Annotated in this window: 23 protein-coding genes; 13 read left to right on the top strand and 10 right to left on the bottom strand. The window is 61.6% G+C overall.

Features of this window, described 5'->3' with window-relative positions; all coding sequences use genetic code 11:
• Window positions 1–117: 117 nt before the first annotated feature.
• The gene (locus tag C6W91_RS04715; protein ID WP_274866789.1) at window positions 118–714 is read right to left on the bottom strand and encodes a LysE family translocator; all 597 of its coding nucleotides are present in this window, start codon (window positions 712–714) and stop codon (window positions 118–120) included.
• A 72-nt stretch (window positions 715–786) separates the two neighbouring features.
• On the opposite strand from C6W91_RS04715, the gene C6W91_RS04710 reads away from it, so the two are divergent.
• On the top strand, window positions 787–1,239 hold the full coding sequence (locus tag C6W91_RS04710) for an Lrp/AsnC family transcriptional regulator (protein ID WP_065271334.1): 453 nt from the start codon (window positions 787–789) through the stop codon (window positions 1,237–1,239).
• Here the strand turns inward: C6W91_RS04710 and C6W91_RS04705 are convergent.
• From C6W91_RS04705 to C6W91_RS04695, 3 genes are all read right to left on the bottom strand, one after another.
• Window positions 1,236–1,841: a hypothetical protein gene (locus tag C6W91_RS04705; protein WP_274866788.1), complete on the bottom strand. Its 606-nt coding sequence runs from the start codon at window positions 1,839–1,841 to the stop codon at window positions 1,236–1,238. The genes C6W91_RS04710 and C6W91_RS04705 overlap by 4 nt on opposite strands.
• A 79-nt stretch (window positions 1,842–1,920) precedes the next feature.
• Window positions 1,921–2,340: a Spy/CpxP family protein refolding chaperone gene (locus C6W91_RS04700; RefSeq protein WP_274866787.1), complete on the bottom strand. Its 420-nt coding sequence runs from the start codon at window positions 2,338–2,340 to the stop codon at window positions 1,921–1,923.
• A gap of 169 nt (window positions 2,341–2,509) precedes the next feature.
• Window positions 2,510–3,469: an L-malyl-CoA/beta-methylmalyl-CoA lyase gene (locus C6W91_RS04695; RefSeq protein ID WP_274866786.1), complete on the bottom strand. Its 960-nt coding sequence runs from the start codon at window positions 3,467–3,469 to the stop codon at window positions 2,510–2,512.
• A 305-nt stretch (window positions 3,470–3,774) separates the two neighbouring features.
• Here C6W91_RS04695 and dgcN point away from each other — a divergent pair, with 305 nt between their 5' ends.
• The 3 genes from dgcN (at window position 3,775) to C6W91_RS04680 (ending at window position 6,730) form a co-directional block, all read left to right on the top strand.
• Window positions 3,775–4,776, top strand: a complete 1,002-nt coding sequence (gene dgcN, locus C6W91_RS04690; RefSeq protein ID WP_370570467.1) for an N-acetyltransferase DgcN — start codon at window positions 3,775–3,777, stop codon at window positions 4,774–4,776.
• Window positions 4,777–4,890: 114 nt separating this feature from the next.
• Entirely contained in the window at window positions 4,891–5,856 is a 966-nt protein-coding gene (gene dgcA / locus C6W91_RS04685; RefSeq protein ID WP_274832663.1) for an N-acetyl-D-Glu racemase DgcA, read from the top strand.
• Window positions 5,857–5,866: 10 nt separating this feature from the next.
• Window positions 5,867–6,730, top strand: a complete 864-nt coding sequence (locus C6W91_RS04680) for a D-amino-acid transaminase (protein ID WP_065271328.1) — start codon at window positions 5,867–5,869, stop codon at window positions 6,728–6,730.
• A gap of 79 nt (window positions 6,731–6,809) precedes the next feature.
• Here C6W91_RS04680 and C6W91_RS04675 read toward each other — a convergent pair whose 3' ends face one another.
• The 3 genes from C6W91_RS04675 to C6W91_RS04665 all read right to left on the bottom strand — a co-directional run bounded on the left by C6W91_RS04675 (window position 6,810) and on the right by C6W91_RS04665 (window position 8,847).
• Window positions 6,810–7,607, bottom strand: a complete 798-nt coding sequence (locus C6W91_RS04675) for a class III extradiol ring-cleavage dioxygenase (protein ID WP_237028435.1) — start codon at window positions 7,605–7,607, stop codon at window positions 6,810–6,812.
• A gap of 122 nt (window positions 7,608–7,729) precedes the next feature.
• Entirely contained in the window at window positions 7,730–8,044 is a 315-nt protein-coding gene (locus C6W91_RS04670; RefSeq protein ID WP_065271326.1) for a DUF1244 domain-containing protein, read from the bottom strand.
• A gap of 65 nt (window positions 8,045–8,109) precedes the next feature.
• Complete coding sequence (locus C6W91_RS04665; RefSeq protein ID WP_274866785.1) at window positions 8,110–8,847, bottom strand: N-formylglutamate amidohydrolase; 738 nt, start codon at window positions 8,845–8,847, stop codon at window positions 8,110–8,112.
• A 131-nt stretch (window positions 8,848–8,978) separates the two neighbouring features.
• Here C6W91_RS04665 and pyk point away from each other — a divergent pair, with 131 nt between their 5' ends.
• From pyk to pheT, 6 genes are all read left to right on the top strand, one after another.
• Complete coding sequence (pyk, locus tag C6W91_RS04660; protein ID WP_065271324.1) at window positions 8,979–10,424, top strand: pyruvate kinase; 1,446 nt, start codon at window positions 8,979–8,981, stop codon at window positions 10,422–10,424.
• A gap of 45 nt (window positions 10,425–10,469) precedes the next feature.
• On the top strand, window positions 10,470–10,691 hold the full coding sequence (locus C6W91_RS04655; protein WP_274866784.1) for a hypothetical protein: 222 nt from the start codon (window positions 10,470–10,472) through the stop codon (window positions 10,689–10,691).
• A 116-nt stretch (window positions 10,692–10,807) separates the two neighbouring features.
• Entirely contained in the window at window positions 10,808–11,008 is a 201-nt protein-coding gene (rpmI, locus tag C6W91_RS04650; RefSeq protein ID WP_009178285.1) for a 50S ribosomal protein L35, read from the top strand.
• Between the two features lie 15 nt (window positions 11,009–11,023).
• A complete protein-coding gene (rplT, locus tag C6W91_RS04645) occupies window positions 11,024–11,389 on the top strand; it encodes a 50S ribosomal protein L20 (RefSeq protein ID WP_065271322.1) in 366 nt (121 codons plus the stop codon).
• Window positions 11,390–11,550: 161 nt separating this feature from the next.
• Window positions 11,551–12,624, top strand: a complete 1,074-nt coding sequence (gene pheS, locus C6W91_RS04640) for a phenylalanine--tRNA ligase subunit alpha (RefSeq protein WP_065271321.1) — start codon at window positions 11,551–11,553, stop codon at window positions 12,622–12,624.
• 146 nt (window positions 12,625–12,770) lie between these two features.
• Window positions 12,771–15,167, top strand: coding sequence for a phenylalanine--tRNA ligase subunit beta (pheT, locus tag C6W91_RS04635; protein ID WP_274866783.1), 2,397 nt, complete (start codon window positions 12,771–12,773; stop codon window positions 15,165–15,167).
• Between the two features lie 53 nt (window positions 15,168–15,220).
• Here pheT and C6W91_RS04630 read toward each other — a convergent pair whose 3' ends face one another.
• A complete protein-coding gene (locus C6W91_RS04630) occupies window positions 15,221–16,111 on the bottom strand; it encodes a LysR family transcriptional regulator (protein ID WP_274866782.1) in 891 nt (296 codons plus the stop codon).
• Between the two features lie 85 nt (window positions 16,112–16,196).
• On the opposite strand from C6W91_RS04630, the gene C6W91_RS04625 reads away from it, so the two are divergent.
• The 3 genes from C6W91_RS04625 to C6W91_RS04615 all read left to right on the top strand — a co-directional run bounded on the left by C6W91_RS04625 (window position 16,197) and on the right by C6W91_RS04615 (window position 17,884).
• Window positions 16,197–16,835: a class I SAM-dependent methyltransferase gene (locus C6W91_RS04625; protein ID WP_274866781.1), complete on the top strand. Its 639-nt coding sequence runs from the start codon at window positions 16,197–16,199 to the stop codon at window positions 16,833–16,835.
• A gap of 72 nt (window positions 16,836–16,907) precedes the next feature.
• Window positions 16,908–17,357: a YtoQ family protein gene (locus tag C6W91_RS04620; protein ID WP_065273576.1), complete on the top strand. Its 450-nt coding sequence runs from the start codon at window positions 16,908–16,910 to the stop codon at window positions 17,355–17,357.
• Window positions 17,354–17,884, top strand: a complete 531-nt coding sequence (locus C6W91_RS04615; protein WP_065271317.1) for a GNAT family N-acetyltransferase — start codon at window positions 17,354–17,356, stop codon at window positions 17,882–17,884. Before C6W91_RS04620 ends, C6W91_RS04615 begins: the two co-directional genes overlap by 4 nt.
• A gap of 134 nt (window positions 17,885–18,018) precedes the next feature.
• On the opposite strand, the gene C6W91_RS04610 is transcribed toward C6W91_RS04615, so the two are convergent.
• Together C6W91_RS04610 and ald are read right to left on the bottom strand one after the other, a co-directional pair.
• The gene (locus tag C6W91_RS04610) at window positions 18,019–18,828 is read right to left on the bottom strand and encodes a mechanosensitive ion channel family protein (protein ID WP_274866780.1); all 810 of its coding nucleotides are present in this window, start codon (window positions 18,826–18,828) and stop codon (window positions 18,019–18,021) included.
• Between the two features lie 272 nt (window positions 18,829–19,100).
• The gene (ald, locus tag C6W91_RS04605) at window positions 19,101–20,219 is read right to left on the bottom strand and encodes an alanine dehydrogenase (RefSeq protein ID WP_370570466.1); all 1,119 of its coding nucleotides are present in this window, start codon (window positions 20,217–20,219) and stop codon (window positions 19,101–19,103) included.
• Window positions 20,220–20,281: the final 62 nt, after the last annotated feature.

The following is a 20,281-nucleotide window of genomic DNA, read 5'->3' as shown; positions in this document are numbered from 1 at the left end:
CTGAGCGCCTTACGGTGCGCGGTTTGTGCGATATATGGCCTTGTCGGGCGCCGGATGCAACTCGCCACACGCATCTGTCTTGTCCCCGGTGGCTTGCGGCGGCGCAGGCCGGTGGCGTTACGCGGGCCAGATCACCGGGTAAAGCGATGCGACCAGCAGCGCCGCCATAGCCCAGTTGAACAGCAGCAGGCGGCGCGGATTGGTCAGCACCCGCGCCATTTGCTGCCCCAGCAGGGTCCAGGAGCTGACCGAGGGCAGGTTGACCGCTCCAAACAGCGCCGCCACCAGAAGGATCGCCCAAAGGGTCTGATCCGGGGCATAAACGCTGATCGCGGTCAGGGCCATCGCCCAGGCCTTTGGGTTGACCCATTGAAAGGCGGCGGCCTGCAGGAAGGTCATCGGGTTGCCCTTGCCTTCGCCGGTTTCTGCAGGCCCCGCGTTGGCGATCTTCCAGGCCAGATACAGAAGATAGGCCACAGAGGCGACCTTCAGCACGGTATAGCTGACGGGGAAGGCTTCGAAAATCCCGACCAGACCGGCGCCGACCAGAACGACCATGAAGACGAACCCCAACGCCACCCCCAGCATATGCGGGATGGTGCGGCGAAAGCCGAAATTGGCGCCCGAGGCCATCAGCATCAGGTTGTTCGGTCCCGGCGTGATCGACGAGACAAAGGCGAAGAGCGCAAGCGCGAGGAGAAGATCGTATGTCATGGCGAGAATTTGACGCGTCAATGCCCGAATGAAATTGCGTTTTTGTGCGTCAGCTGCGAAAAATTGCAACCAATGGCTAAAAATGATCGCATAAATCAGCAGATATTGCAGGAACTGTCCCGTGACGGGCGGATCAGCAACCTGGAGCTGGCTGAGCGTGTGGGCCTGTCGCCCTCGGCTTGTTTGCGGCGGGTGCAGGATCTGGAGCGCGCCGGAGTCATCACCGGCTACAAGGCCGTGCTGAACCGCGAGGCGATGGGGGTGGGCTTTGTCACCTATATCGGTGTCGGCCTGGGCGAACACACGAAGGAGGCGCAAGAGGCGTTTGAGCGCGCCATGCAGGCCGCGCCCGAAGTGGTGGAATGCCACAATATCACCGGCACCATCGAATATCTGTTGCGGGTCGAATGCGCGGATCTGCCCAGCTACAAACGGTTTCACACCGATATTCTGGGCACCTCGCCCTATGTCACGGGGATCACAACCTATGTGGTCATGGGATCGCCCAAGGATATGCGCGCCTAACCCTGTCCCAGAAGGGCCGCCATGGCGGTCTCGGGCGAGGTCAGCACCGGTACATCGCTGTCGATCAGCGCGGCCGCGCCCGCCATCGAGGCTTGCGCGAGAACCACGCAAGCGGTGCCAGGCGTGAGTGTGAGGCTTGTACTCACCCAGGTGGCGACTTGTTTGTGAAACTCTTCGGTGTCGCCGTTGGTGAAATGGTGCCAAAGGCCGGTCAGAGGCAGGGTGCGGATGTCGGGCGCGCGGCCCTGTTCCGTGAAGGCGCGTTCCAGCAGGGCGGTGGAGGGAAGGCGGGTGCTGTCCAGACAATAGACCAGCATCACCGGGCCACCGGTGCCCGCGGCCTGTTGCATCATCGGCCAGTCAATTCGCGTGGCGCCTGCTTCTTCAGCCACTGCGCCGATGGTGGTGCAGGTGCACAAGGAGGGCCCCTCTGTCGCGCGGATCGCTTCGGCAATTTCCCGACGGAGAGCGGCATCGACGCCGGTCTGGGCCCGTTCAAGCCAGTCGGTACGCACCACATGCGTCAGATCGGCCTCGGGTGCCAGGGCATCGAATGTCGCCACATGCACGTCGGCCGTGTGGAATAAGGTCAGATCTGTCATGTCGGCCCCGCGTTTCTGTCAATTAGTCGCGGAATAGGGCGCCAAAGGCAACGGGGCCGACCCAAAGAATGATCTGGGATTATTGTTTCTGCGCCATGGCCACGACCTGCGCGAACTGTTCCGGGGTCAGAACCGTGCGCCAGTGGTCCGCGCAGTTGGAGCGCATGGTCACCAGCTTGACCTCATACTCCCCGACCTTGGCTGCAAGGCTGGCGCGCTCCTCTGCCGGGGCACCGTCCAGAATGGCGGTGCGCAGGGCGGCGCGGGCTTCGATTGCCTCGGCTTCCAAGGCCTTGCGTTTGGGCGGGCTGGTCGCCAGCCAGTTCTGCAGATCAGCGCGTTGCTCTGCCGTCAGGCCAAGCGCGGAGGCATTCTGTTTGATCAGCGGTGTCAGGCGCACGATGGGCGCGGAGAGCTCGCTCCGGTTCTTGCCTTGCTGGGCGGGGAGGGCGGTCGCAGTTGCCAGAACAAGTGCTGCGGAAAGAAGGGCTTTTTTCATGTCGTCACCAGTGGTTGCCGATTCTGTCGGTTTTGTTCTGCGGCAACATTCCAGCACTGGAGGGTTCTTGAGTTGATATGCATCAAAAAAATTGAATGTGTTTGGCGAATGCGGAATAAAAATGGGGCGCCCGGATTCCGGACGCCCCATGGTCAGCTGCGTTCAAAGGTCAGCCTTTTGCGATCAGCTCTGACTGTGCGACGATCACTTCGGCCTGTTTAATCGAAGCGATGTCGACCAGGCGGCCCTTGTATACTGTGGCGCCTTCGCCGTTGGCCTTGGCCTGTTCCATGGCGGCCAGGATCTCTCGCGCTTCGGCGACGGCTTCTTCCGAGGGGGTGAAGACCTCGTTTGCCAGGGCGATCTGTTTCGGATGGATGGCCCATTTGCCGACCATGCCCAGCGTGGCCGAGCGTTTGGCCTGTGCGATATAGCCGTCGTCATCCGAGAAATCACCGAAGGGACCATCGACCGGCAGTACACCATGGGTCCGGCAAGCGGCGACGATGGCGGTCTGGGCCCAGTGCCACGGATCGGAATAGTGCCGCGTGTCGCCATGCAGCATGTAGTAGTTTTCCTGAGTGCCACCGATGCCGGTGGTCTGCATGCCCATGGAGGCGGCAAAGTCGGCGGCGCCAAGGCTCATCGCCTGCAGGCGCGGAGAGGAGGCGGCGATCTCTTCCACATGTGCGATGCCCGCAGCGGATTCGATGATCACCTCAAAGGAAATCGGTTTGGTACGGCCCTTGGCGCGCTCGATGGCGGTGACCAGCGCATCGACGGCATAGACATCGGCGGCGCAGCCGACCTTGGGGATCATGATCTGGTCCAGACGGTCGTCGGCCTGTTCCAGCAGATCGACCACGTCGCGGTACCAATAGGGCGTGTCCAGACCGTTGATGCGGACCGACATGTATTTGTTGCCCCAGTCCACGGTGTTCAGCGCCTCGATGACATTGGCGCGGGCAATGTCCTTGTCGGTGGGAGCAACGGAATCTTCCAGATCCAGATTGATCACATCCGCAGCCGAGGCGGCCATCTTGGCAAAGAGTTTGGTATTGGAGCCGGGGCCGAACAACTGGCAGCGGTTGGGACGGGCCGGGGCGGCGGGCTGGATGCGGAAGCTCATGAGGGCGCTCCTTGCTGGGAAAGGAAATTACGATTTGACTGGTCATTGTGGTATGAAATTGCGCAACCCCATGCAAGAGGGACTTTGCAGGCGCAGCATCAACTATGCTGCAATCGCAATGAATTCCCGTGTTGCCGCATAATAGTGAGCGAGTAATGCGCCATTGTCGGAATTTTCTTCGATGAAAATGTATTTTTGTAGAAGAAACTTCGATCATGTCTTTCCTGCAAATGCAAAAATGGGACCGCTTCGCAAGGCCGCTCGATTATCGTTCGCGGTGAATCACGTTTAACGGAGGCCCCGAGATGATCGAGACACCCTATCTGCTGTTCCTGGGCGATGCGCCCGATATGCTTGCGGCAAAGGTTGCCATCGGCATCCGCGACTGGCGCCCGGACCACGCGGTCGGGCAGATCTCTCTGCCGGGCTGCGGCGCCGATCTGGGACTGACCGAAATGTCGCTCGAAGAGGCCAAGGCCGCCGGTGCAAAGACGCTGGTGATCGGTGTCGCCAACCGCGGCGGGATCATCTCCCCCGCCTGGAAGGAAGTGCTGATCAAGGCGCTTGAAATGGGTTATGACATCGCGTCCGGCCTGCACAACCTGCTGCGCGACGAAGGCGATCTGGTCGCTGCTGCCCAAACTCACGGCGGCACACTGCATGACGTGCGTGTGCCTTCGGTCGGCTACCCGATTGCAAATGGCGTGAAGCGCAAAGGCAAGCGCTGTCTTGCCGTTGGCACCGACTGCTCGGTGGGCAAGATGTACACTGCGTTGGCGATGGACGCCGAGATGCAAAAACGCGGTATGAAATCCACCTTCCGCGCCACCGGCCAGACCGGCATTCTGATCACTGGCCAGGGTGTGCCGCTGGACGCTGTGATTGCCGACTTTATGGCGGGTTCCATCGAATATCTGACCCCGGACAACGATGAAGACCACTGGGACATGATCGAAGGGCAGGGCTCCCTGTTCCACATTTCCTATTCCGGTGTGACCATGGCGCTGGTGCATGGCGGTCAGCCCGATGCGCTGATCCTGTGCCACGAGCCGACCCGTGAACATATGCGCGGTCTGCCGGGCTATTCCCTGCCCAGCCTCGAAGAGTTGCGCGATACCGCGCTGCCGCTGGCGCGCAAGGGCAACCCGGATTGTCAGGTTGTCGGTATCTCGGTGAACACTCAGCACCTGAACGAGGAAGAGGCGGTTGCCTACCTTGAGGAAGTGGAAAAGCGCATGGGGCTCCCCGCGGTGGATCCCTACCGCCATGGCGCCGACCGCTTGGTAGACGCGCTCGCCGCAATCTGATTGTTATAAGGGGGCGTCTGGCAGCAGGCGCCCTTTTTATGTGAATTCAGGCGTCTGAGGTGTGCGGCCTTACCCATTCCCAGAAACCGAACAAAGACCCCGAAAGGATCGAACATGAAAGTCACCGTGACGCCGGATGTATTCAAACTGGCGCGGGCCTTTACCATCTCCCGCGGCTCGCGGACCGAGGCGAAGGTGCTGACCGTCAGGATCGAAAAGGACGGGGCTGTGGGGTGGGGCGAATGTGTGCCTTATGCCCGCTATGATGAAACGCTGGACAGCGTGACCGCCGAAATTACCGGCCTGCCCGACAGCTTTACCCGCGAAGAGCTGCAGGACCTGCTGCCTGCCGGTGCGGCTCGCAACGCGGTGGATTGCGCGCTTTGGGATCTTGAGGCGAAACTGACGGGCAAACGGGTCTGGGAACTGGCCGGACTGCCGAAACCCGGCCCCGAAATTACCGCCTATACCCTGTCGCTCGACACACCCGAGGTGATGCAGGAGCAGGCCGCCGAGAACGCCCATCGCCCGCTTTTGAAGATCAAGCTGGGCACCGCCGATGACATGCCGCGACTGGAAGCCGTGCGCGCCGGGGCACCGGACTCGGATATCATTATCGACGCCAACGAAGGCTGGAGCGCCGGGGTCTATGCCGAGCTTGCGCCGCATTTGGTGCGTCTGGGCGTGTCGCTGGTCGAACAGCCCTTGCCCGCCGGTGAAGATGACGCGCTTATTGGCATGGAGCGCCCGGTGCCGGTGTGCGCGGACGAAAGCTGCCATGACCGCGCCAGCCTGCCGAAACTCAAAGGCAAATACGATGTGGTCAACATCAAGCTGGACAAGACCGGCGGGTTGACCGAGGCGCTGAAACTGCGCGAAGCGGCGCTGGCCGAAGGTTACCGCGTGATGGTTGGCTGCATGATGGGCTCGTCGCTGGCTATGGCGCCTGCGGTGCTGTTGGCACAAGGGGCGATGGTGACGGACCTTGACGGACCGCTGCTTCTGTCCGAAGACCGCGAAACGACAATGGAATACGATGCTGCCGGTGTGCATCCGCCCAAGGCAGAACTCTGGGGCTGAGGAGATGACAATGACCCGTACTGTTTATGTGAATGGCGAATACCTGCCGGAAGACGAAGCGAAGGTCTCGATCTTCGATCGCGGCTTCCTGATGGCTGATGCGGTATACGAGGTGACCTCGGTTCTGGGCGGCAAGCTGATTGATTTCGAAGGCCACGCGGTGCGCCTGAAACGCTCGCTGGATGAGCTGGACATGCAGGAACCCTGCACCAAGGACGAACTGCTGGAGATCCACCGCAAGCTGGTGGAACTGAACGGCATCGACGAAGGGCTGGTTTATCTTCAGGTCACCCGCGGGTCCGATGGCGACCGCGATTTCGTCTTCCCCGATCCCGAGACCACCAAACCGTCGATTGTGCTGTTCACCCAGAACAAGCCGGGTCTGGCCGACAGCCCCGCCGCCAAGAAAGGCGCCAAGATCATCTCGATCGAGGACATCCGCTGGGGCCGCCGCGACATCAAGACGGTGCAGCTGCTGTACCCCTCGATGGGCAAGATGATGGCCAAGAAGGCCGGAGCCGATGACGCCTGGATGGTCGAAGACGGCTACGTGACCGAGGGCACTTCGAACAACGCCTATTTCGTCAAGGATGGTGTGATCGTCACCCGCCCGCTCTCCAATGACATCCTGCACGGCATCACCCGCAAGGCCGTGTTGCGCATGGCAGAAGAAGCGCAGCTGAAAATCGAAGAGCGTCTCTTTACCATCGACGAGGCGAAAGAGGCGGATGAGGCCTTTACCACCTCTGCCAGCGCATTCGTGATGCCGGTCGTGGAGATTGATGGCACCGCGCTGGGTGACGGCACGCCGGGCCCGATCGCCAAGCGTCTGCGCGAGATCTATCTGGATGAATCGGTGAAGGCCGCAATCTAAGCGCTGCTTCCCCGCTTGTTCACGAGAAAGGCCGCCCCGTCAGGAGCGGCCTTTTTCGTTACAGGTGAGGCACGAGGTCTTATCCAAACCGGAAGCTGGAGGCTGTGACGCCGCCAAAGATGTCCTTCTGGTGGTAGACCTGCGTTGCTGCTTCCTCTTCTGCCGCGCCAAGGGCCGTAAAGAGCGGCACAAGGTGATCCTCCTGCGCGTGGCAGGCGCGGGCATAGGGGGCCTGTTCCCAGTTGAGCAGTGCCTCGGTCCGCGCGGCGGCTGGCAGTTGCAGCGCCGCATTCAGCCATGTGTCGAACTCTTCCGAGGGCACCTTGGCCCGGGGGCCGAATTCCCGCAGATTGTGGTAGCTGAGACCGGAGCCAACGATCAGCACATCCTCGTCACGGAGGGGGGCAAGCGCGCGGCCAAGAGCGAAATGCTCTTCTGGACTGTAGCCATGGCGCATGGAGACCTGAAATAGCGGCACATCGGCCTCCGGGTACATCAGGGCCATGGGCACGAAGGTGCCATGGTCGTATCCCTGTTCCGCGTCCATCGAGACCGGCAATCCCGCCGCTGCGATCAGATCCGCAGTGTGCTGGGCCAGTTCTGGCGCGCCGGGCGCCGGGTATTGGATTTCGTAGGTCTCTGGCGGGAAGTTGTAATAGTCATAGACCATCGGCGGTTTTGCAGCACTCATCACTGCAAATGTGTCCTTTTCCCAGTGGCCGGAAATCATCAGAACCGCCGAGGGACGGCGCCCGATTTCCTGCGGCATACGGGCAAGCGCATCTGCCAGCGGTGCCAGCGCCTCCCGCATGTTCGGGATCCAGGGCCACGGTCCGCCGCCGTGGGAAATGAAATAGCTTGGCATCCTTGAACGCATCCGAACCTCCATCACACATACTGTTGGTTCAGATGTTAAGGGATCCGGGCCGCCGGGGTTATCCCCAGCAGCGAACACCCCCTGTGCGCCGATGGCGACAGGGGGGGGCAATCCGCCAGGGATCAGGCCTTGTCTGTGACGTTTTCCTTGAAGGCGACTTCGAACTCGGCCTGTTTTTCCGGGCTGGCCTCGGTCTGGTACTTGGACTTCCACTCATCCATGGTCATGCCATAGTAGATTTCGCGGGCTTCATTCTTGTCCATTTCGATGCCGCGTTCGTTTGCTGCTTCCTGATACCAGCGGCTGAGGCAGTTGCGGCAGAACCCGGCCATGTTCATCAGGTCGATGTTCTGCACATCGGTGCGGTCTTCCATCAGATGCTTTTGCAGGCGGCGGAATGCGGCGGCCTGAAGTTCGATCTCGGTTTGCTGGTCCATGGGGATCCTCCCGGTTGTCTTGCGTTCCGTAATATGTGGGTGCCACTGTCCAGAGGCAAGCTCTGCTACAGGCCCGAGTTCGCAAGGGCCCGGGGCAGGAGCTTGGCGAGTCGTTCGGCCCACTGCCGCTGTCCTGCCGCATCAGCGATTAGATCGTTGCGCAGTTCGATCAGCGTGTTAGGGCGACCATGGGCTGTGCCGTGGGTGTCGATGGCATCGCCGGGCAGGTAGCCGGTGTAGGGCTCGTTGATCCCGACACAAAGGTCAGGCTCGGCCTGCAATGTGTCGATCAGCTCCGGGGAAAACCGCTCTCCCTCGGGGAAGAGCACGCCGATTTGCCAGGGACGTGGGGGACGTCCGCGCAATTGCCGGGTGAAGGAATGCATCGAGACGATGACCGTGTCCGGGCGCGCGGCAAGGCGGCTCACTTCTGCGTGATAGGGGCGGTAGCAGGCCTCAAGCCGCGCCGCGCGCTCTGCCGCATCGGCGTGACGGTTGGCGGGAATGATGGTCCCGTCATAGAGCTTCATCAGCAGAGTTGGATCATCTTCGCCCCGGTTGGGGTCGATCACCAGACGGGAGAAATTGGAGGCCACAACCGGCGCGTCCAGCAGCTCACCCAGATGGCGGGCGACGGCATAGGCCCCCACATCATAAGCGATATGACGCTCCATATCCTCATGCGGCAGGCCAAGGTCGCCGCCGTTGATGAAGGGAGGTACGCGGTTGGTGGCATGGTCGCAGGTGATCAGCCAGCGGGCAGGGCGGTCGGCCCCGTGAACAAAGAAGGGAGTATATGTCATGCGCCTGTCATCGATTGTTGACGATACCTTTAGGGGAGTTGCGGCAAAATGGAAATTGCGCGATAAGCACCGCAAGATATGTTTGCGGTAACACCGCCTATTGCTGAGCTGACACCAGAAGGACCCACCCCATGAAACGTTCCCGCAGTGTGAAGATTGTTGCCACCCTGGGACCGGCGTCCGAAACCTATGAAACGATCCGCGCCCTGCACGAGGCCGGCGCCGACGTGTTCCGCCTGAACATGTCGCACGGGACCCATGCAGAGATCACCCAAAAGCACGAGATCATCCGCAAGGTGGAAAAGGATCTGGACAGCTCGATCGGTATTCTGGCCGACCTTCAGGGGCCCAAGTTGCGCGTGGGCGTCTTTGCAAATGGTTCCGAGGAACTGGAAGAGGGCGCGTCTTTCCGGCTGGATCTGGATCCCACCGATGGTGATGCCACGCGGGTCTGCCTGCCGCATCCCGAGATTTTTCAGGCGCTGGAGCCCGGCGCGCATCTGCTAGTGAATGATGGCAAGATCCGCCTCCGGGTGGAGCGCTGCGGCGCCGATTTTGCCGATTGCAGCGTCGTGACCGGCGGCACCATCTCCAACCGCAAGGGCGTGAACGTGCCCGATGTGGTTCTGCCCCTGGCGGCTCTGTCGGACAAGGACCGTGATGATCTGGAGTTTGCCTGCACCCTGGGTGTGGACTGGATCGCACTGTCCTTCGTGCAGAGGGCCAAGGATGTGTTTGAGGCCAAAGGCCTGGTCGATGGCCGCGCTGCGGTGCTGTCCAAGATCGAGAAACCTTCGGCTGTGGAGCAGTTCGAGGAAATCCTCGATGCCTCGGACGGGATCATGGTGGCGCGCGGCGATCTGGGCGTCGAACTGCCGGTGTCTGCCGTGCCGCCGATCCAGAAACGGCTGGTGCGCAAATGCCGCGCGGCGGCCAAACCGGTGATCGTCGCCACCCAGATGCTGGAAAGCATGATCGAAAGCCCGATGCCCACGCGCGCCGAGGTCTCGGACGTGGCGACCGCGATCTATGAGGGCACCGATGCCATCATGCTGAGCGCTGAATCCGCTGCCGGGCAGTATCCGGTCGAAGCGGTGCGAACCATGGACAACGTCGCCGCCGAGGTGGAGACCGACCCCACCTATGCGCAGATCATCGCCTCTTCGCGCTCCTCCAAGGGCAACACGATTGCGGATGCCATCGTTGCTGCCGCCCGCGAAATTGCCGAGAAGACGGATATCAAGGCGATCTGCTGCTTCACCCAGAGCGGCACAACTGCACTGCTGACCGCGCGGGAACGTCCTGGTGTTCCGATCATCGCGTTGACCCCGCTGGAAGGCACCGCCCGGCGTCTGGCGCTCAGCTGGGGCTGCCACTGCGTGGTGACCAGCGGACAGGACCGGTTCAAGGGGGCGGTGGTCAACGCAGCCCGCGCCGCCCGCGCCGGCGGGTTCGCCTCCGAGACGGATCAGATCGTCGTGACCGCAGGCGTGCCGTTCAACGTGCCCGGCACCACTAACATCCTGCGCGTCGCCCCCTGTGATGAACGTTTGATTTACAGCACCGACCCGGAATAAGCTTTCCTCCAGCCCGGCGTCGGGCTGCGGTTGGAGGGATGTTGCATGAACAGTGACCTGTTTCTGGTGCTTGGCCTTCTGCTTGCATGGCTGGCGGTACCGTCCATGTTATCGGCCTATAGCGACAAGCGGCGGCCACAGGTCTCTGTCTTCCTGCTGCTGGGCAGTGCGGGCCTGATCGCCTATGCATTTCTGACGCAGCCGGGCGGTTATCGTCTGCGCGATGTGCCAGATGCGTTTTTCAACGTGATTGGCCAGGTTTTTTAGAAGAAACCGCTTGCCCTTGTGATCCCGTTTTCGTACATGGCGGCCCTGTTCACGTGGCCGGCCAGAGTGGCATGCCGAGTCGCGTATCTACCGAACTCGCATTGAAGGAGACGGAAATGCCCAAAATGAAGACGAAATCGAGCGCCAAAAAGCGCTTCAAGGTGACCGCCACCGGTAAGGTGATGGCAGGTCAGGCCGGCAAGCGCCACGGCATGATCAAACGTCACAAGAAATTCATCCGTGATGCCCGCGGCACCACGACCCTGTCCGCCCCCGACGCCAAGATCGTCAAGGGCTTCATGCCCTACGACCGCTAAGAGGAGATTTGACACATGTCCCGCGTTAAAGGTGGTACCACAACTCACGCCCGTCACAAGAAGGTCATCAAGGCAGCCAAAGGTTACTATGGCCGCCGCAAGAATACCTTCAAGGTCGCCCGTCAGGCCGTCGACAAGGCAAACCAGTACGCAACCCGTGACCGTAAGGCGCGCAAGCGTAACTTCCGCGCCCTGTGGATCCAGCGTATCAACGCTGCCGTCCGCAGCCACGACGAATCGCTGACATACTCGCGCTTCATCAACGGTCTGAACCTGGCCGGTATCGAAGTTGACCGTAAGGTCCTGGCCGATCTGGCCGTGCACGAGCCCGAAGCCTTCGGTGCGATCGTCAAGCAGGCACAGTCCGCACTGGCAGCCTGAAGCGTTCCACGCTGAGATTTAAGAAAGCCGCCCCTCAGGGGCGGCTTTTTTGCGCTTTGGCCAAGGAAACGGATCCCTAAGCTGGGGAAGGCTGGTCCGTCGGGCCTTGCTTTCAGCGGCTGCTGTGGTAGCACGAGCCAAGCAAAATTCAGGGGACCGTCATGGACGATCTTAAGGCAAAATATCTGGGGCAGATCGCCGATGCCCACGACGAGGACGCGCTGGAGGCAATCCGCCTCGCCGCCGTCGGGAAAAAGGGCGAGGTGGCCCTGAAGATGCGGGAATTGGGCAAGATGACGCCTGAGGAGCGCCAGACCGTGGGCCCGGCGCTCAACGCACTCAAGGATGAAATCAACTCTGCGCTGGCCGCCAAGAAGGCCGCGCTGGCCGATGCCGCGCTGGACGAGCGTCTGCGCACTGAGTGGCTGGATGTGACCCTGCCCACGCGCCCGCAGCGCCGCGGCAGCCTGCACCCGATCAGCCAGGCCAGCGAAGAGCTGACTGCGATCTTTGCCGAACTTGGCTTCTCGGTCGCCGAAGGCTCGCGTGTTGAAACCGACTGGTACAACTTCGATGCGCTGAACATTCCTGGCCATCACCCGGCCCGCGCCGAGATGGATACTTTCTACATGCATCGGGCCGAAGGCGATGACCGCCCGCCGCACGTGCTGCGCACGCACACCTCGCCCGTACAGATCCAGTCGATGGAGAAGATGGGCGCCCCGCTGCGCGTCATCTGCCCGGGCGGTGTCTACCGCGCCGACTACGACCAGACCCACACGCCGATGTTCCACCAAGTCGAAGGCCTGGCGCTCGACAAGGACATCTCGATGGCGAACCTCAAGTGGGTGCTGGAGGAATTCGTCAAATCCTTCTTCGAAGTGGACGATGTGGAGCTGCGCTTCCGCGCCTCCCACTTCCCCTTCACCGAGCCTTCGGCCGAGGTGGATATCCGCTGCTCCTGGGATAATGGCCAGCTGAAGATCGGCGAGGGCGACGACTGGATGGAGATCCTTGGTTCCGGCATGGTCCACCCCAAGGTGATTGCCGCCGGTGGCATTGACCCCGAGGTCTACCAGGGCTTTGCCTTTGGCATCGGTATCGACCGTCTGGCGATGCTGAAATACGGCATCCCCGATCTGCGTGCCTTCTTTGACAGCGATCTGCGCTGGCTGCGCCATTATGGCTTCAGCTGCCTGGACGTTCCAACACTGCATGGCGGGTTGAGCCGATAACGCTTGAACCGCAGGGCCTTGGCCCTGCGACGCGCCCGACCCGCCCCATGGGCGGGCGCGTTCCGCACCCACCCCGGGCCGGGCGCGCTGCCAGAAATGGAGTGCCGGGCCGCCAGTCAACCGATTTGCCAAAAGGGCGCTGAGATATGAAATTCACTCTCTCCTGGCTGAAAGACCACCTTGATACCGATGCCTCCGTTGCGGAGATCACCGAGGCCCTGACCGACCTGGGACTGGAAGTCGAAGAGGTCTCGAACCCCGCCGACCGGCTCAAGGATTTTACCCTGGGCTATGTGAAACACGCGGAGAAGCATCCTGATGCGGATAAACTGCGTGTCTGCAAGGTGGACACCGACGAAGGTGAGATGCAGATCATCTGCGGCGCGCCAAATGCCCGGGAGGGCATCACCGTGGTGGTCTGCAAACCGGGCATGTATGTGCCGGGTCTGGATATCACCATCGGCGTTGGCAAGATCCGCGGCGTCGAATCCTTCGGCATGATGGCCTCCGAGCGGGAGCTGGAACTGTCCGATGAACACGACGGCATCATCGAGCTGCCCTCGGGTGCGGTCGGCGACCGGTTCATTGACTGGCTGGCAGAGAACGATCCGGCCAAGGTTGATCCGGTGATCGAGATCGCCATTACTCCGAACCGCCCCGATGCGCTGGGTATCTTTGGCATTGCCCGCGATCTGGCGGCGCGCGGGATCGGCACGCTGAAAACCCACGACTACGAGGCGGTCCCGGGTGACTTCGAAAGCCCGGTCAAGGTGACCATCGACGAAGACACGCTGGATGGTTGTCCGCTGTTCACTGGCCGGGTAATCAAGGGCGTCAAGAACGGCCCCAGCCCGCAGTGGCTGCAGGACCGGCTGACAGCCATCGGTCTGCGCCCGATTTCGGCGCTGGTGGATATCACCAACTTCTTCACCTTCGATCAGAACCGTCCGCTGCACGTCTTTGACGTGGCCAAGGTGCAGGGCGATCTGCGGGTGCATCGCGCCAAGGGCGGCGAGACGCTGCTGGCGCTGGATGAAAAGGAATACACCCTTGGCGCAGGCCAGATGGTGATTTCCGATGAAAATGGCCCCGAAAGCATCGCCGGTATCATGGGCGGTGAGGAGACCGGCTGTACCGACGAGACGGTTGATGTATTCCTCGAAAGTGCCTTCTGGGATCATGTGCAGATCGCGACCACAGGCCGTGCGCTCAAGATCAATTCGGACGCGCGCTATCGCTTTGAGCGTGGCGTTGACCCGGAATTCACCCTCGAAGGGCTGCACCGTGCCACTCAGATGATCCTTGATTTGTGTGGCGGCGAGCCGTCCGAAGTGGTGATCGCAGGTGATGTGCCGGATCATTCGCGCGCTTACAAGCTGGATCCGGAGCGGGTGCAGTCGCTGGTCGGTATGGACATCCCCGAAAGCGATCAGCGTCAGACCCTGACCCGCCTTGGCTTCCGGCTGGAGGGAAACCTGGCCCATGTGCCCAGCTGGCGCCCCGACGTGCAGGGTGAGGCGGATCTGGTGGAAGAGGTCGCGCGTATCGCTTCGCTGACCAAGCTGCAGGGCAAGCCGCTGGCGCGCCTGACGCCGGGTATCCCCAAGCCGGTGATGACGCCGCAGCAGCGCCGACAGCAGATGGCACGCCGCACGGCGGCCAGCCTCGGTTACAATGAAATCGTCAGCTACACCTTCATCGACAAGGCCTCGGCCACGCTGTTTGGCGGTGGCGATGATGCGACCATGCTGGCCAATCCGATTTCCTCGGAAATGTCCCATATGCGGCCGGATCTGCTGGCCGGTCTGATGCAGGCCGCCGCGCGCAATCAGGCGCGGGGCTATATGGATCTCGCCTTGTTCGAAGCTGGTCCTGTGTTCCACGGCGGCGAGCCGGGCGAGCAGCGCGAACAGATCTCGGGTCTCTTGGTCGGCCGCACTGGCCCCAAGGATGTGCATGGCGCGGCGCGCCCGGTCGATACCTTTGATGCAAAGGCCGACGTCGAGGCGGTTCTGGCCGCTATCGGCGCGCCGGCCAAGGTGCAGGTGCTGCGGGGCGGCGACGCCTGGTGGCATCCGGGCCGTCACGGCAAGATCTGCCTCGGCCCGAAAAAGGTGCTGGGCGTCTTCGGTGAGCTGCACCCCAAGGCGCTGAGCGAAATGGGCGTCAAAGGACCTGCCGTGGCCTTTACCATCTGGCCGGACGAGGTGCCGCTGCCGCGTAAATCCGGTGCCACCCGCGCGGCGCTGGACATCAGCGACCTGCAGGCGGTCGAGCGTGACTTTGCCTTTGTGCTGGATGAGAGCGTCGAGGCGCTGACCCTGGTCAATGCCGCTGCCGGTGCCGACAAGGCGCTGATCGAGGACGTGCGCGTCTTTGATGAATTCATCGGTGGCAGCCTGGGCGAGGGTAAGAAATCCCTGGCCATCACCGTACGTCTGCAGCCGACCGACAAGACGCTGAAGGAAAAGGACATCGAAGCGGTGAGCGAGAAGATCATTGCCAAGGTGAGCAAGGCCACCGGAGGCATTCTGCGGGGCTGATCTGCTGAGCGGAATGGTTGGAATTTCAGGCCGTGCCCGATCCGGGTGCGGCCTTATTTTTGGAAAAAATGCTCTGCCAGCAGATCGAACACCAGGCGGATCTTGCGGCTGGTGTGCAGCTCCCGGTGGGTGGTCAGCCAGACGGGGAACCGAATTGGCTCCATCTGCGGCAGGATCTGCTCGACCTCGGGCGTTTGCCGGGCGATGCGATCTGACATGGGGGCGATGCCAAATCCCCGTTTGACCAGTTCCCATGCGACCAGCCCGCTTTGCGATTCATAGCGAAAATTGTGCTTTGTCAGGGGGATCCCCAAGGGCGTGAGATGACCAACCATTCCTTCGGCATCGCCGAAGCTGATGAAGTCATGGCTGCTCAGATCCCGGAGGTCTTCGGGCCGCCCGGCCTTTGCCAGATATTGCGGCGCGGCATAAAAGCGGGCGGTTTCCTCGTTGATAAGACGGGCGATCAGCTCGGGCTGCTCGGGGCGCACGTGGCGGATGGCGACATCCGCCTCGCGCCGCATCAGATCGCGGATGTCGTTGGAGGCGATGATGTCGATGTGAAGATCCGGCGCCAACTGGCGCAACCGTCGCAGCACATCCGGCAGCAGGTAAGCAGAATAAACATCGCTGGCGGTAATGCGGACGGTGCCCGTGATGGATTCCGATTGTCCCAGCGCTGCAAGGGCGATCCGGTCAGCGGCCAGACCCATGGGGCGGGTATGTTCCAGAAGCTCGATCCCGGCTTGCGTCAGCTGCAGAGATTTGCCAATCCGTTCGAACAGCATCAGTCCAAGGCTTTCCTCCAGCGCAGCCACCTGACGGCTCAGCGTGGGTTGCGTTAGGTTCAGACGCCGGGCCGCCGCAGAGAGAGACCCCGTCTCGGCGGTGGCGAGAAAGGCGCGGATGTGGTTCCAGTCGAAGGCGTTTGGGGTGCTGGTCATACATTACCGTATATCGTGCCTGCATATTTCGGCAATTCCTGCATGTATGGCTTTCTCGTAGTTTCCTCGCAAAGGAGACAAAACCATGCAGACCTCAATTCAGTTCTGGGACGGAATTGCCGAAAAATATGCCCGCAGTCAGATCCGGGATCCGGCCGCTTATGACTATACGCTGGAACGCACTCAGGCCTATCTGAATCCGGGCGACCGGGTTCTGGAACTGGGCTGCGGCACCGGAACCACCGCGCTGCGCCTCAGGAAGGCGGTCGCCTGTTATACTGCCACCGATCTGGCGCCTTCCATGATCGCCATCGCGCAGCGCAAGAAGGATGAGGCAGGCTTCACCAATCTGCGGTTCGTCGTCTCTGACATCGCAAATGCACCCGTGGGACCCTTTGACGCGGTGATGGCATTCAACCTGTTCCACCTGATAGGCGATCTGGATGGCGCCTTGGCGCATATCTACCGGACCATTCGCCCTGGTGGCACCTTCATCTCGAAAACGCCCTGCCTGGCCGATAGCAAAAGCGCGGTACAGCGTTTGATGATGCGAGTCGCGATTCCGGTGATGCGGCTTGTCGGCAAGGCGCCGCCCTCGGTGGTGCATTTCCTGTCAGTGGCCGATTGGCAGGCACGGCTGGAGGCTGCGGGTTTCGAGATCATCGAGACCGGAAACTACCCGGCCGATCCGCCCAACCGGTTTCTGGTTGCACGCCGCAAGTGATCTGTTGGGGGCGGGGCTGGTCCGTTCGGGCGATCCGGTCTAAGCATGGCGGAACAGCGAATGGAGGGTGCGATGACTTTGAATGTATATCTTTCGGGTGAAATCCACACGGACTGGCGCGAGCAGATCGTGACTGGCGCGGCGGATCTGGACGTGGCTTTCAACAGCCCGGTCACTGACCACGGGGCCAGCGATGATTGCGGTGTGGCCATTTTGGGCGCCGAAGAGAACAAATACTGGCACGATCACAAAGGGGCCATGGTCAACGCGATCCGTACCCGCAAGGGGATCGAGGATGCCGATGTGGTCGTCGTGCGCTTTGGCGACAAGTACAAGCAGTGGAATGCCGCCTTTGACGCAGGCTATGCGGCGGCGCTGGGCAAATCGATCATCGTGCTGAGCCAGCCGGACCATCAGCACGCGCTGAAAGAAGTGCACGCCGCCGCGCTGGCGGTGGCTGAAGAGCCGCGGCAGGTGGTGGAAATCCTGACCTATGTGCTGACGGGCAAGCTGCCCGGGTGAGCGAGGTCATCCTTGAAACCGACCGGCTAATCCTGCGTCCGCACCGGACTGAGGATTTCCCCGATGTGGCCGCGCTTTGGGGTGATCCCGAGGTGGTGAAATACATCGGCGGCGTTCCCTCTGACCCAGAAGCCTCGTGGGCGCGGCTCTTGCGGAACATGGGGCACTGGCAGGCGATGGGCTTTGGCTATTGGGCGGTCACGGATCGCACCGATGGCCGGTTCCTGGGAGAGGTCGGGTTTTCCGACTTCAAACGGGGCATCGTTCCGCCGCTGAACGGAGTGCCCGAGGCCGGCTGGGTGCTGGCAGCCCATGCCCATGGCCGCGGCATCGCGACCGAGGCGGTGCGCTCTATCCATGACTGGGCGGATCGCTGCATGGACTGGTCGGAAACGGTCTGCCTGTTCGACCCGGAGCATCTGGTGTCACAGAACGTTGCCCGGAAACTGGGCTACGAGATGCGCGAAGAGGCGGCGGTATATCGGGGCGATCCCACCGTCGTGATGGTCCGGGGTTCCGGCAGCTGATCTGCGGCGCGGCTGCCTTCATCGGCGTCTGCGATTGGGCGCACAGGGGGCCTGGAAACAACAACGCCCCGCCAAAGGCGGGGCGCCAGGCCCAACGGGCAGAGGGTTGCAAGACCCGATAACGGGCGGGAGGCTTACCCCTCCTTTTTCTGGATTTCCACGCTGTGCGGGTAGGGGATCGAAATGCCTTCGGCGTCAAAGGCTTCCTTCACCGCCTGTGTCATGGCGAATTTCAGCTCCCAGTAATCCGATGCCTTGCACCACAGGCGCGCGGTCAGATCGACCGAGCTGTCACCAAGGTTGGTCACGCGAACCCAGGGTTCGGGATCTGCCATGACCCGTGCATCGGCGGCAGCCTGTTGCAGGATGATCGCCTTGGCCTTGTCGGCGCTGTCGCCATAATCGATGCCAAAGACCAGATCTACCCGGCGGGTGTCATGGGCCGAGAAGTTGGTGATGATCGATCCCCAAGCCTGACCATTAGGGATGATGATCTGTACGTTATCCGCAGTGGCCAGTTCGGTCACAAAAAGGTTCAGATCCTTCACCGTCCCGGCGGTGCCGCCGATGTCGACGTATTGACCCAGCTTGTAGGGGCGGAACAGGACCAGCATGAAACCGGCTGCCAGATCGCTCAGCGTGCCTTGTAGGGCCAGACCGATGGCCAGCGTGGCAGCGCCCAGCATGGCGACAAGACTGGTGGCCTCTATGCCGAAGATCCCGAGAACCGCAACCAGCACCACAGCCAGCAGCGCCCAACGGATCATGCTGGCGGCAAAATTGCCTAGCGTCGGATCGATCTGAGGGGTCTTGTTGATGCGGCGGCGCACCATGTTGCTGATCATTCCCGCTGCCACCCAGCCAAGGATAAGAACAACAAGCGCCTTGGCAGCGCTCAGTGCCAGCGGCCAGAGGGCTCCGGCCTGTTCAATCATCTCTTCCATACCAATAGGTCCTCTTTCAATCCTGTCATCCGGCGCGGACCTGCTTTGGTCGACGTCGGATTCTCCGACTCAACCTTATTGTTACTATCAAGATTGTTTGAATTGACAGGGAATTTCTTGGCCGCGTTTGCATTTAGCGACCTTGCGCCGGGCCGCCCGGCTGGTGGTGGCAGATTTCCGGAAGATAAAAATCCCCGCCAGTGCGTAGGCGCTGGCGGGGGGGGATATGGCAGGGTGATCCGTAATGATCAGTCAGGTTCGCCGACCGGAACTCAGGATTTGATCGCAAGTGCTGGGGAAACGACATCGATCCCCAGCGCCTTGCCGACGGCATAGTAGGTCAACTGGCCCGCATGGACGTTCAGCCCGTTCAGAAGATGCGGATCATCGGCGCAGGCCTGTTTCCAGCCTTTGTCCGCCAATGCCAGCAGGAAGGGGAGGGTTGCATTGCCCAGAGCCTGGGTCGAGGTGTGGGCAACGGCGCCTGGCATGTTCGCTACGCAGTAATGCATCACGCCATCGACCTCGTAGATCGGGTCGGCGTGGGTGGTGGCTTTCGAGGTTTCGAAACAGCCCCCCTGATCGATCGCGACATCGACCAGGACCGCGCCCGGTTTCATCTCGCTGAGTTGCGCGCGGGAGACCAGTTTCGGTGCCGCTGCGCCGGGCACCAGCACTGCGCCAACAACCAGATCGGCCTCGCGGACGAGTTCGGCGGTGGCGGCAGCGGTGGAATAGCGGGTGCGGAAGTCTCGGCCAAATACATCATCGAGGTATTTCAGGCGATGCAGGGAGCGGTCCAGAACGGTGACATCGCCGCCCATGCCCGAGGCGATGCGGGCCGCATGGGTGCCGACCACACCGCCGCCGATCACCACCACCTTTGCCGGAGGGACGCCGGGTACGCCGCCCATCAGGACGCCGCGGCCGCCGTTTGCCTTTTGCAGGGTCCAGGCGCCGACCTGCGGTGCCAGCCGTCCGGCCACTTCGGACATCGGCGCCAGCAGCGGCAGGCCGCCAAAGCTGTCGGTGACGGTTTCATAAGCAATCGCGGTGCAGCCTGAGGCGAGGAGGTCGCGGGTCTGTTCGGGATCGGGGGCCAGGTGCAGGTAGGTGAATAGCAACTGCCCTTCGCGCAGCATCTTGCGCTCACCGGCTTGCGGTTCCTTGACCTTGACGATCATGTCTGCGGTGGCAAAAATCTCTTCGGCCGTCTCCAGCAGCGTCGCACCGGCGGCGGCATAGTCGGCATCGGTGTATCCGGCACCGGCCCCGGCGCCGGTCTGGATGAAAACGTCATGGCCATGTGCGATGGCTTCGTGGGCCGCGTCGGGGGTCATGCCGACGCGAAATTCCTGCGGTTTGATTTCAGTCGGGCATCCGATTTTCATGTAGCTTCCTCCCTGCTATACTAAAACCCTAGATCCGTTGTTGGGAAATGTGCTGCTTTTTT

Source organism: Phaeobacter sp. SYSU ZJ3003 (genome assembly GCF_041300735.1).
GTDB lineage: Bacteria > Pseudomonadota > Alphaproteobacteria > Rhodobacterales > Rhodobacteraceae > Phycobacter > Phycobacter gallaeciensis_A.
Note: the sequence above shows the minus strand (reverse complement) of the source record. Positions and strands in the feature narration are given on the sequence as shown.